We start from the raw sequence: 10,106 nt of genomic DNA on the forward strand, positions 1-10,106 counted from the left end.
TTTTTTTTTTTAGTGCAGCGGTCCCCCGGAATCTAACCCAGGGTTTTCCGCGGCAGCGTCAGATGTGTTAAAGAGACAGGGGTGCTCACCGGTTCCGCGATCCAGACGGACTACGGCCCGGTCCAGGTCCGGGTCACGGTCACCGACGGCAAGATCACCAACGCCGAGGCGCTGCAGCAGCCCAGCGGCGGCCGTTCGACCCAGATCAGCGGCACCGCCATCCCCGAGCTCAACCAGAACGCCGTCTCGGCAGGGAGCGCTGACATCGATGCTGTCTCAGGCGCCACGTACACCAGCGGTGGCTACAAGCAGTCCCTCCAGTCCGCGCTGGACCAGGCCGGCTGACCCGGTGGCCGAACCCGCCGGGGCCGCCGCGCCCGCCCAACTGCGGCACGCCGAGGAGGTCATGGGCACCGTCTTCTCCTTCGACATCCGGGGAGGCGAGCCCGGGGCGGTCAAGGCCGCGCTGGAGGAGGCGGTGGCCGGACTCCACGCCGTGGACGAGGTGTTCAGCACCTACCGCGAGCACAGCCAGATCTCCCGGCTCGCCCGGGGCGAGGCGACGATCGAGGAGTGCGACGCCGAGGTCGCCGAGGTGCTCGAACTGTGCGCCGAGGCCGAGCGGTTGAGCGACGGATGGTTCAGTGCGACGTACGAGGGTCGCTTCGATCCGACCGGGCTCGTGAAGGGGTGGGCCACCGAGCGGGCCGCGCGGCGGCTGGTCGAGGCAGGGGCGGTCGGGGTGAGCGTGAACGGGGGCGGCGATGTGCAGCTGTGCGGTGTGCCCGGTCCCGAGCGGCCGTGGCGGGTCGGGGTGGCCGATCCCCTGCGGCCGGGTGGGCTGGCGGCCGTCGTGACCGCCGCCGGTGCGGATCGGCTCGCCGTCGCCACGTCCGGGACGGCGGAGCGGGGGGCCCATATCGTCGACCCCCGCACCGGCAGGTCCGCCGTGACCGACCTGGTCTCCGTGACCGTCGTGGCCCCTCGCCTCACCTGGGCCGACTGCTGGGCCACCGCCGCATTCGCCATGGGCTCCCGTGCGGGCCTCGCCTGGCTGGAGTCCCTGCCGGACGCGGAGGCCCTACTGATCACGGCGGGCGACGAGGTCCGCTGCACGGGCGGGTTGGCGTCACGCCTGGGCTGAACGGGGGGCGCTTACCGGCGCTCACAGGGTGCCGCCCGCGCCCACCCGTGCCACCCCTGCGGCACGACTGCCCGCAGCTAGGAGGGGCGGGGTAGGGCCACTGGCGGCCACCGGTCACCAAAGGGGCGCGGGGAACTGCGCGACCAGCCACGACGGACCCGCGGTCGGCCTCCCCGCGAACCACCCCTCCCCGTAGCCGCCCCCGTCGGCTCAGTGCGCGTGGCCGTTGCCGTTCTGAGCCAGCCGCAGCAAATGGTCCGCCAACGCCTGCCCGCCCACCGGATCCCGGCTGATCAGCAGCAGCGTGTCGTCGCCCGCGATCGTGCCCAGGATGTCGTGGAGTTCCGCCTGGTCGATGGCCGAGGCGAGGAACTGGGCCGCGCCCGGCGGCGTGCGGAGCACCACCAGGTTCGCCGAGGCCTCGGCGGAGATCAGCAGCTCCGCCGAGAGCCGCCGCATCCGCTCCTCCTTCGCCGACTCCCCCAACGGCGCCCGGGGGGTCCGGAAACCCCCCTCGCTCGGCACCGCGTAGATGAGGTCGCCGTCGGTGTTGCGGATCTTCACCGCGTTCAGCTCGTCGAGGTCCCGGCTGAGCGTCGCCTGCGTGACGCTCAGCCCGTCGTCGGACAGCAGCTTCGCCAACTGGCTCTGCGACCGCACGGGTTGCCGGTTGAGGATGTCGACGATCCGCCGGTGGCGTGCGGTACGGGTCTGCGGCACCGCGGGCCCCGCCTGGTCGTGCTCCTGCGCCTGGCTCATCGTCGTCTCATTCTCCGGCTCGTCCGTCCCCACTGGCTTCGTGCGCCGCCCGCGCCGCGTCGAGGATGCCGGGCAGCGCCTGGAGGAGGGCGTCCACCTCGGCGTCACCGATGTTGAGCGCGGGCATCAGCCGTACGACATCGGGGGCGGGCGCGTTCACCAGGAAACCGGCGTCCTGAGCGGCCTGTTGCGCCAGGGGCGCGAGGGGCTCGGTGAGCACGATACCCAGCAGGAGACCCGCGCCACGGACATGGTCGATCATCGGGTCGCCGAGGGACTCGATTCCGTTCCGCAGCTTCTCGCTCTGGCGCTTGACGTTCTCCAGCAGCCCTTCCGCCCGGATGGTCTCCAGGACGGCGAGTCCGGCGGCGCACGCGACCGGGTTGCCGCCGAAGGTCGTGCCGTGCTGACCGGGCTGCAGGAGGTCAGCCGCCCGGCCGAAGGCGACCGTCGCGCCGAGCGGCAGTCCGCCGCCGAGGCCCTTGGCGAGGGTGACGACGTCCGGCAGGACGCCCTCGTGAGCCTGGTACTCGAACCAGTGCCCGGTCCTGCCGACACCGGTCTGCACCTCGTCGAGGACCAGCAGCGAGCCGGTGGCGGCCGTGATGGCCCGCGCGGCCTTCAGATAGCCGGCCGGCGGGACGACGACGCCCTTCTCGCCCTGGACGGGCTCGATGATGACGAGGGCGGTCTCCTCGGTGACCGCGGCGGCCAGGGCCTGCGCGTCGCCGTAGGGGACGTGGGTGACGTCGCCGGGCAGCGGGTGGAAGCCGGTCTGCTTGCCGGGCTGGCCGGTGAGGGCCAGGGCGCCCATGGTCCGGCCGTGGAAGCCGCCCTCGGTGGCGACCATGTGGGTCCGCCCGGTCAGCCGGCCGATCTTGAAGGCGCCCTCGTTGGCCTCGGCGCCCGAGTTGCAGAAGAAGACCTTGCCGTCGCGCCCGAAGTGCTCCAGCAGCCGTTCGGCGAGCGCGACGGGCGGCTCGGCCACGAACAGGTTGGAGACATGGCCGAGGGAGGCGATCTGGTTGCTGACGGCCTCGACGATCGCCGGGTGGGCGTGGCCGAGCGCGTTGACCGCGATGCCGCCGACGTAGTCGACGTACTCCGTGCCGTCGGCGTCCCACACCCGGCTGCCCGCGCCGCGGACCAGGGAGAGCTTCGGGGTGCCGTAGTTGTTCATGAGCGAGCCCTGCCACCGCTGGGTCAGCTCTTCGTTGGCGGTCATTCGGCGTCCCCCTGTTCCGCATCCGGCACGACCATCGTGCCGATGCCCTCGTCGGTGAAGATCTCCAGCAGGATCGAGTGCTGGACCCGGCCGTCGATGACGCGGGCGGTGTTGACGCCGCCCCGTACGGCGTGCAGGCAGCCCTGCATCTTCGGCACCATGCCGGAGGACAACTCCGGCAGCAGCTTCTCCAGTTGGGAGGCCGTGAGGCGGCTGATCACCTCGTCGCTGTTCGGCCAGTCCTCGTAGAGGCCCTCCACGTCCGTGAGGACCATGAGAGTCTCCGCTCCAAGAGCAGCAGCGAGTGCCGCAGCCGCCGTGTCAGCATTGACGTTGTAGACATGTCCGTCGTCCTGGCTACGGGCGATCGACGAGACGACCGGGATGCGGCCGTCGGCGAGCAGTGCCTCGATCGCGCCCGTGTCGATCGCGGTGATCTCGCCCACCCGCCCGATGTCGACCAACTCGCCGTCGATCTCGGGCTGGTGCTTGGTGGCGGTGATGGTGTGCGCGTCCTCGCCCGTGAGTCCCACGGCGAGCGGTCCGTGCTGGTTGAGCAGCCCGACCAGCTCGCGCTGCACCTGTCCGGCGAGCACCATGCGGACGACGTCCATGGCGTCCTCGGTGGTGACGCGCAGGCCGGCCTTGAACTCGCTGACGATGCCGTGCTTGTCGAGGGCGGCGCTGATCTGCGGGCCGCCACCGTGCACGACGACGACGTTGAGCCCGGCGTGCCGCAGGAAGACGACGTCCTGGGCGAAGGCGGCCTTCAGGTCCTCGTCGATCATGGCGTTGCCGCCGAACTTGATGACGACCGTCTTGCCGTTGTGGCGGGTCAGCCAGGGCAGCGCTTCGATGAGGATCTGGGCCTTGGGGAGGGCGGTGTGCTTCCGCGTGGTGCTCATGAGGAGTAGGCGCTGTTCTCGTGGACGTAGTCGGCGGTGAGGTCGTTGGTCCAGATCGTGGCGGTCTCGGACCCGGCGGCGAGGTCGGCGACGATGTGCACCTCGCGGTAGCGCATGTCGACGTTGTCGCGGTCCTCGCCCACGCCGCCGTTCTTGCAGACCCAGACGCCGTTGATGGCGACGTTGAGGCGGTCCGGCTCGAAGGCGGCGGACGTGGTGCCGATGGCGGACAGGACACGGCCCCAGTTGGGGTCCTCGCCGTGGATGGCGCACTTGAGGAGGTTGTTGCGGGCGATGGAGCGGCCCACCTCGACGGCGTCGTCCTCGGTCGCCGCGTTCACGACCTCGACCTTGATGTCCTTGCTGGCGCCCTCGGCGTCCCGGATGAGCTGCTGTCCGAGGTCGTCGCAGACGGCACGTACGACCTCGGCGAACTCCGCGTGGTCGGGGACGACTTGGGAGGCCCCTGAGGCGAGCAGCAGCACGGTGTCGTTGGTGGACATGCAGCCGTCGGAGTCGACCCGGTCGAAGGTCGTCCGCGTGGCGGCCCGCAGCGCGCTGTCGAGCACCTCGCTCTCCAGGTCCGCGTCCGTGGTGAGCACGACGAGCATGGTGGCGAGGCCGGGGGCGAGCATGCCGGCGCCCTTCGCCATGCCGCCCACGGTCCAGCCGTCCTTGGTGACGACGGACGTCTTGTGCACGGTGTCGGTGGTCTTGATGGCGATCGCGGCCTTCTCGCCGCCGTGCTCGGAGAGTTGCGCAGCGGCAGCCTCCACGCCCGGCAGCAGCTTGTCCATCGGCAGGAGCACGCCGATGAGGCCGGTGGAGGCGACGGCGATCTCGCCGGCGCTGTGCCCGAGGACGTCCGCGACCTTCTCGGCGGTCGCGTGGGTGTCCTGGAAGCCCTTGGGGCCCGTACAGGCGTTGGCGCCACCGGAGTTGAGGACGACGGCGGAGACCCGGCCGCTCTTCAGGACCTGCTCGGACCAGAGGACCGGTGCGGCCTTCACACGGTTGGAGGTGAAGACGCCCGCGGCGGCGAGGCGGGGCCCGGTGTTGACCACGAGGGACAGGTCCGGGTTGCCGTTCTCCTTGATCCCGGCGGCGATGCCCGCCGCCGTGAATCCCTTGGCTGCCGTCACGCTCACGGTGCGACTCCGATCGTGGAAAGCCCCGTCGTCTCGTGGAGTCCGAGGGCGATGTTCATGCTCTGGAGGGCGCCACCGGCGGTGCCCTTGGTGAGGTTGTCGATGGCGCTGATCGCGATGATCCTGCCCGCGGCCTCGTCGTACGCAACCTGCACCTGAACCGCGTTGGAACCGTAGACGGACGCCGTGGCCGGCCACCGTCCCTCGGGGAGCAGGTGGACGAACGGCTCGTCGGCGAAGGCCTTCTCGTACGCGGCGCGCACGGCCTCGGCGGTGACGCCGGGCCTCGCCTTCGCGCTGCACGTGGCGAGGATGCCGCGGGGCATCGGCGCGAGGGTCGGCGTGAAGGACACGGTGACCGGCTCGCCGGCGACACCGCCGAGGTTCTGCATCACCTCGGGCGTGTGCCGGTGGCCGCCGCCGACGCCGTACGGGGTCATCGACCCCATGACCTCGCTGCCCAGCAGATGCGCCTTGGGGGCCTTGCCCGCGCCGGAGGTGCCGGAGGCGGCGACGATCACGGCCTCGTTCTCGGCGAGGCCCGCCGCGTACGCCGGGAACAGGGCCAGGGTGACGGCCGTGGGGTAGCAACCGGGTACCGCGATGCGCTTGGACCCCTCCAGCGCGGCGCGGGCACCCGGAAGTTCGGGGAGGCCGTAGGGCCAGGTGCCGGCGTGGGGCGAGCCGTAGAACTTCTCCCAGTCGGCCGCGTCCTTCAGCCGGAAGTCGGCGCCCATGTCGACGACGAGCACGTCCGGGCCGAGCTGCTCGGCCACGGCGGCGGACTGCCCGTGCGGCAGTGCGAGGAAGACGACATCATGCCGCCGGCCCTGGCCCGTGAGCACCTCGGCGGTCGTCTCCTGGAGCACCCGGTCGGCCAGCGGCAGCAGGTGCGGCTGCAGCGCGCCCAGGCGCTGGCCCGCGTTGGAGTTGCCGGTCAGTGCACCGATCTCGACCTCGGGGTGGGCGAGCAGCAGGCGCAGCACTTCGCCGCCCGCATAACCACTCGCTCCCGCCACCGCCACGCGTACCGCCATGGAACCCTCCTCTTGGATGGCATGACTATACGTTTCGGTGCACGTTTATGCAATCTGCCTCTGTCTCGCGCGAGGGAGCGGCGCGGTGGACGCATAGGATCATCGGCATGGCGCTGCGACCCGTGCACGTGAACATCAAGGCTCTCGACGCCGGGGCGGTCGGACGGTTCTGGGCGGAGGCGCTCGGCTGGACCGCCTACAGCCCCGGCGTGACCACCTACGTCGGGCCCGCGGGCGGCCTGGTCTGGCCGCACCCGGTCGCGGTCGGCGTCGACGTCGTTCCCGTCCCCGAGGGCAAGACGGCGACGAAGAACCGTGCGCACCTCGATCTCGCCACCACGTCCGAGGCGCACCAGGCGGAGCTGGTCGCGCGGCTGAAGGCGCTCGGCGCGACGCCCGCCGACGTGGGCCAGGGCGAGGTGCCGTGGACCGTCCTCGCCGACCCCGAGGGCAACGAGTTCTGTGTGCTGGAGCCCCGGGAGGTCTACCGGGACACCGGCCCGATCGCCGCCGTGGTCGTCGACTGCGCGGATCCGCGGGCCATGGCCCGGTTCTGGGGCGCGGCGACGGACTGGGCCGTGCACGAGGTCACCGACGACCAGGCCGTGCTGCGGTCGGCCAAGGGGGTCGGCCCCTACCTGGAGTTCCTCCGCACGCCGGCCTCGGCTCCCGTGCCGGACCGCGTCCATCTGGACCTGCTGCCGTGTCCCGGTGACGACAAGGCCGCCGAGGTGGCCCGGCTGCGTGCCCTCGGCGCCACCGACCTCGACGTCGGCCAGGGCGACGTCCCGTGGACGTGCCTGACCGACCCGGAGGGTCACGAGTTCTGCGTCCTCGCGCCGTCCTGATCGCGGGAGCGGCGATCACCCGGGACCGTCACCCCGGACCGTCGCCCCTGCGACCGGTCGGCCATGGCCGCCGGGTCAGCTCGTGCATCACGGCGAGCGGGAGGGACGGGTTGGCGGCCGCGGCCTCCGCCACCGGGTCGGCCGGATCGGAGAGCAGTCCGACGACGACCGTGGGCGGGAGCGCCGGGTGGCCGGCGGCGAGGGGCCGGGCCCGTTCGTCCGCCAGGCACGGCAGGAGCGCGGGGGCCGTCGCCCGGGGGTGCTGGGCGATCGCGCGGAGCGCCTTGCGGACCGGTGGCCGGTGCCGGGCCACACGCTCCAGGAACGCCGGGGTCGCATCCGGGTTGGCCGCCGCCCCGGTGAGGACCTGGACGCCGTGCCGGTCGACCATGGCGTGCAGTCGGGCCTCAGAGAGACCGGGATGCGCGGCGACGGCCGAGACCACCTTGGCGTCGGGATCGTCGGCCAGCGCGTCACGGACGCCGGCCGGCAGATCACGCCGTCGCGCCGGCAGCATGCGTACGGCGGCGTGCGGCGACCGGGCCAGCTCCTCGACCTCGGCGGCCGTGGCGGAGGCGATCCGCGGCAGCGGCGTGGTACCGATCCGGGTGGTGGCGGCCAGCTCCGCGAGGACGTCGAGCGGCACCCGTGGGTTGTGCGCGAGCGCGCGCCGCACGTCGGGCGAGGTGTCGTCGGCGAGTGCGCGGACCAGGGTGTCGTCGATCGCGGGGTTCGCGGCGAGGTCGGCGCGCGCACCGGGCGTGGGGTCCACGGCGAGCCGTGCGTACGCCTGCGGGGGCAGGCCGGGACGGGCGGCGACCGCCCAGCGCAGCAGCGTCGACGGGTGGTCGGCGAAGGCCGCGACCGCGTCCGCCGGTGTGGCCGGGTTCTCCAGGGCCGCCCGCAGGATGTCGAGGACGGTGGACTCGTGGGAGCCGTCGCAGGAGGCTCCCGGCCGCAGATCGCAGTCGAGCCGTGGGCAGTCCGGGCGGTGTGTGAACGGCGTTTCCTCGCGGTCGCAGACGAGGCAGTGCCGGACAGGAGGCAGATCCTCGCCGGCGACGAGGGCGGCCAGCGCCTCGGGTGGGGTCGCCTCGTTGAGCGCCGCCGCGCGGCGGACCTCGGCGTGCGGATGTGTGGCGAGCCGGGCGGCCATGTCCGGCCCGGCCCACAGGGCCAGCTCCGCGACGACCCGTACGTCCGGGTCCACGGCGAGGGTCTCCACGACGTCCGGCGGCAGGCCGGGGCAGGCGGCCAGCCGCTCCCGGAGCTCGACGGCCTCGGACGCGGCGAGGAGACGAGCCCACGCCGGGTCGCCGACGCCTTCGTCCAGCAGGGCGAGGGCGATGCGCGGCTGTGCGGTGGGATCGACGCCGGCGGCGGTCAGCGCGCCCTCGTAGGCCAGCCGCACCCCGTTGCTCTCGTCCCGCGAGGCCAGTGTGATCGCCTGTGCCCGGGTGAGGTCGTCGCGGCGGGCGAGTTCGTCGTCGAGATCGGCGTCCGCGAGCCCGATCAGCCGGTCGACCAGCTCGGCGGTCAGAGCCGGATTGGCGGCGAGCCCGCACAGGAGGGGATTCACAGGGGGCATCCTGCCCCGGGCCCCTGCCGCACGGCTCCCGAATTTCGCCGCGCCGCGATGCCTGCCGCGATGCCTGCCGTGGCGCTAGCTCCGGTCGTCCGCCTGGGCCGCCCGCTCGGCGTTGCGCTTCTTGATGCGGGCGCCTTCCTTGCGGACCTCGGCCTGGGTGGCGCGCTCCTTCTGCAGCCACTCGGGGCTGTCCTGCTTCAGAGCCTCGATCTGCTCGGTGGTGAGGGGCTCGGTGACTCCGCCACGCGCGAGCCCCGCGATGGAGACGCCCAGCTTCTCGGCGACCACCGGGCGGGGGTGCGGGCCGTTGCGGCGCAGTTCCTCCAGCCAGGTCGGCGGGTTCGTCTGGAGCGCGCTCAGCTCGGCGCGCGAGACGGCGCCCTCCTGGAACTCGGCGGGCGTGGCCTGGAGGTACACACCCAGCTTCTTCGCCGCGGTGGCGGGCTTCATGGTCTGGGTGGTCTGGTGCGACGTCATGGGGTCAAGGGTATCGAGCGCCTGCGCGACCGCCGACCACACGGCTGCTCGGCGGCGAAGGCACTGCCCGGCGGCGATGACCGGGCCCGTCGCCCCGCCCGTTAGCCTGGTCACGTGACAGGCTCGGAAGCATCCCCCTCGTTCCCTTCGTTCCGGCTCGCCTACGTCCCGGGAGTGACGCCCACCAAGTGGGTGCGGATCTGGAACGAGCGGCTGCCCGACATCCCCCTGACCCTCCTCCAGGTGTCCGCCACCGAGGCGTTCGGCGTGCTGCGGGACGGCGGGGCCGACGCCGGCTTCGTACGGCTGCCGGTGGACGACACCGACCTCAGCGCGATCCCCCTCTACACCGAGACCACGGTGGTCGTCGTCCCCAAGGACCACGTCGTCGCGGCGGTCGAGGAGGTGACCACCGAGGACCTGGCGGACGAGGTCGTGCTGCACCCCCTGGACGACACCCTCGACTGGGAACGCCCGCCGGGAGAGCCCGCGTTCGAGCGTCCCGCCACCACGGCGGACGCGATCGAGCTGGTGGCGGCCGGGATCGGACTGCTCGTCGTCCCCCAGTCGCTGGCCCGGCTCCACCACCGCAAGGACCTCACCTACCGCCCGGTCACGGACGCGCCCGAGTCCCGTGTCGCCCTGTCCTGGCCCCAGGACGCGACCACCGACATGGTCGAGGACTTCATCGGCATCGTCCGGGGCCGCACGGTCAACAGCTCACGGGGCCGCGCCAAGCCCGCCGAGGAGAAGAAGCCGCAGCAGAAGCCCAAGCGCCCCGGCACCGGCAAGCCGACCTCCCGCACCCCCCGGGGCGGTTCGTCCGGTGGCAGAAACGCCAAGAGCGGCGGCAGGCCCGGAAAGCCCCGCCGCCGCTCATAGACGGGCCGCAGGCCCGTCAGGGGCGCGGGGAACTGCGCGACCAGCCCCCACGCACCCGCACCCGCACCCCCACCCGGCTCACAGAGCCCGGCC

The 10,106-nt window shown here is 72.6% G+C and carries 11 protein-coding genes; 4 read left to right on the plus strand and 7 right to left on the minus strand.

What is annotated here, in order from left to right:
• Positions 1-81 precede the first annotated feature (81 nt).
• Together P1P70_RS33420 and P1P70_RS33425 are read left to right on the plus strand one after the other, a co-directional pair.
• The gene (locus P1P70_RS33420) at positions 82-345 is read left to right on the plus strand and encodes an FMN-binding protein (RefSeq protein WP_319244490.1); all 264 of its coding nucleotides are present in this window, start codon (positions 82-84) and stop codon (positions 343-345) included.
• A gap of 61 nt (positions 346-406) precedes the next feature.
• Positions 407-1,144: an FAD:protein FMN transferase gene (locus tag P1P70_RS33425; RefSeq protein WP_413471609.1), complete on the plus strand. Its 738-nt coding sequence runs from the start codon at positions 407-409 to the stop codon at positions 1,142-1,144.
• A gap of 210 nt (positions 1,145-1,354) precedes the next feature.
• On the opposite strand, the gene P1P70_RS33430 is transcribed toward P1P70_RS33425, so the two are convergent.
• From P1P70_RS33430 to argC, 5 genes are read right to left on the minus strand one after another with little or no spacing between them, the layout of a single operon-like run.
• The gene (locus P1P70_RS33430; protein WP_086803528.1) at positions 1,355-1,903 is read right to left on the minus strand and encodes an arginine repressor; all 549 of its coding nucleotides are present in this window, start codon (positions 1,901-1,903) and stop codon (positions 1,355-1,357) included.
• 7 nt (positions 1,904-1,910) lie between these two features.
• On the minus strand, positions 1,911-3,128 hold the full coding sequence (locus P1P70_RS33435) for an acetylornithine transaminase (RefSeq protein ID WP_319244495.1): 1,218 nt from the start codon (positions 3,126-3,128) through the stop codon (positions 1,911-1,913).
• Positions 3,125-4,033, minus strand: a complete 909-nt coding sequence (argB, locus tag P1P70_RS33440; RefSeq protein ID WP_319244497.1) for an acetylglutamate kinase — start codon at positions 4,031-4,033, stop codon at positions 3,125-3,127. Before argB ends, P1P70_RS33435 begins: the two co-directional genes overlap by 4 nt.
• Entirely contained in the window at positions 4,030-5,181 is a 1,152-nt protein-coding gene (gene argJ / locus P1P70_RS33445; RefSeq protein WP_319244499.1) for a bifunctional glutamate N-acetyltransferase/amino-acid acetyltransferase ArgJ, read from the minus strand. The genes argB and argJ overlap by 4 nt, the downstream gene beginning before the upstream one ends.
• Positions 5,178-6,218, minus strand: a complete 1,041-nt coding sequence (gene argC / locus P1P70_RS33450) for an N-acetyl-gamma-glutamyl-phosphate reductase (protein WP_319244501.1) — start codon at positions 6,216-6,218, stop codon at positions 5,178-5,180. Before argC ends, argJ begins: the two co-directional genes overlap by 4 nt.
• Before the next feature lie 107 nt (positions 6,219-6,325).
• On the opposite strand from argC, the gene P1P70_RS33455 reads away from it, so the two are divergent.
• The gene (locus tag P1P70_RS33455; RefSeq protein WP_319244503.1) at positions 6,326-7,066 is read left to right on the plus strand and encodes a VOC family protein; all 741 of its coding nucleotides are present in this window, start codon (positions 6,326-6,328) and stop codon (positions 7,064-7,066) included.
• Between the two features lie 28 nt (positions 7,067-7,094).
• Here the strand turns inward: P1P70_RS33455 and P1P70_RS33460 are convergent, their stop codons facing one another.
• Both P1P70_RS33460 and P1P70_RS33465 read right to left on the minus strand, forming a co-directional pair.
• Positions 7,095-8,645: a hypothetical protein gene (locus P1P70_RS33460; protein ID WP_319244505.1), complete on the minus strand. Its 1,551-nt coding sequence runs from the start codon at positions 8,643-8,645 to the stop codon at positions 7,095-7,097.
• A gap of 84 nt (positions 8,646-8,729) precedes the next feature.
• Positions 8,730-9,131, minus strand: a complete 402-nt coding sequence (locus tag P1P70_RS33465) for a DUF5997 family protein (protein WP_319244507.1) — start codon at positions 9,129-9,131, stop codon at positions 8,730-8,732.
• A gap of 114 nt (positions 9,132-9,245) precedes the next feature.
• Between P1P70_RS33465 and P1P70_RS33470 the strand changes: the two genes are divergently transcribed.
• Positions 9,246-10,013, plus strand: a complete 768-nt coding sequence (locus P1P70_RS33470) for a LysR substrate-binding domain-containing protein (protein ID WP_319244509.1) — start codon at positions 9,246-9,248, stop codon at positions 10,011-10,013.
• The last annotated feature ends 93 nt before the right edge of the window (positions 10,014-10,106 follow it).

This window comes from Streptomyces sp. MB09-02B (assembly GCF_033794485.1).
Lineage (GTDB): Bacteria > Actinomycetota > Actinomycetes > Streptomycetales > Streptomycetaceae > Streptomyces.

Bases quoted from the DNA above. Each gene is read 5' to 3' on its own strand.
- P1P70_RS33425 (WP_413471609.1), top strand. From the start codon at position 407: ATGGGCACCGTCTTCTCCTTCGACATCCGGGGAGGCGAGCCCGGGGCG.
- P1P70_RS33430 (WP_086803528.1), bottom strand. From the start codon at position 1,903: ATGAGCCAGGCGCAGGAGCACGACCAGGCGGGGCCCGCGGTGCCGCAG.
- P1P70_RS33435 (WP_319244495.1), bottom strand. From the start codon at position 3,128: ATGACCGCCAACGAAGAGCTGACCCAGCGGTGGCAGGGCTCGCTCATG.
- argB (WP_319244497.1), bottom strand. From the start codon at position 4,033: ATGAGCACCACGCGGAAGCACACCGCCCTCCCCAAGGCCCAGATCCTC.
- argC (WP_319244501.1), bottom strand. From the start codon at position 6,218: ATGGCGGTACGCGTGGCGGTGGCGGGAGCGAGTGGTTATGCGGGCGGC.
- P1P70_RS33455 (WP_319244503.1), top strand. From the start codon at position 6,326: ATGGCGCTGCGACCCGTGCACGTGAACATCAAGGCTCTCGACGCCGGG.
- P1P70_RS33465 (WP_319244507.1), bottom strand. From the start codon at position 9,131: ATGACGTCGCACCAGACCACCCAGACCATGAAGCCCGCCACCGCGGCG.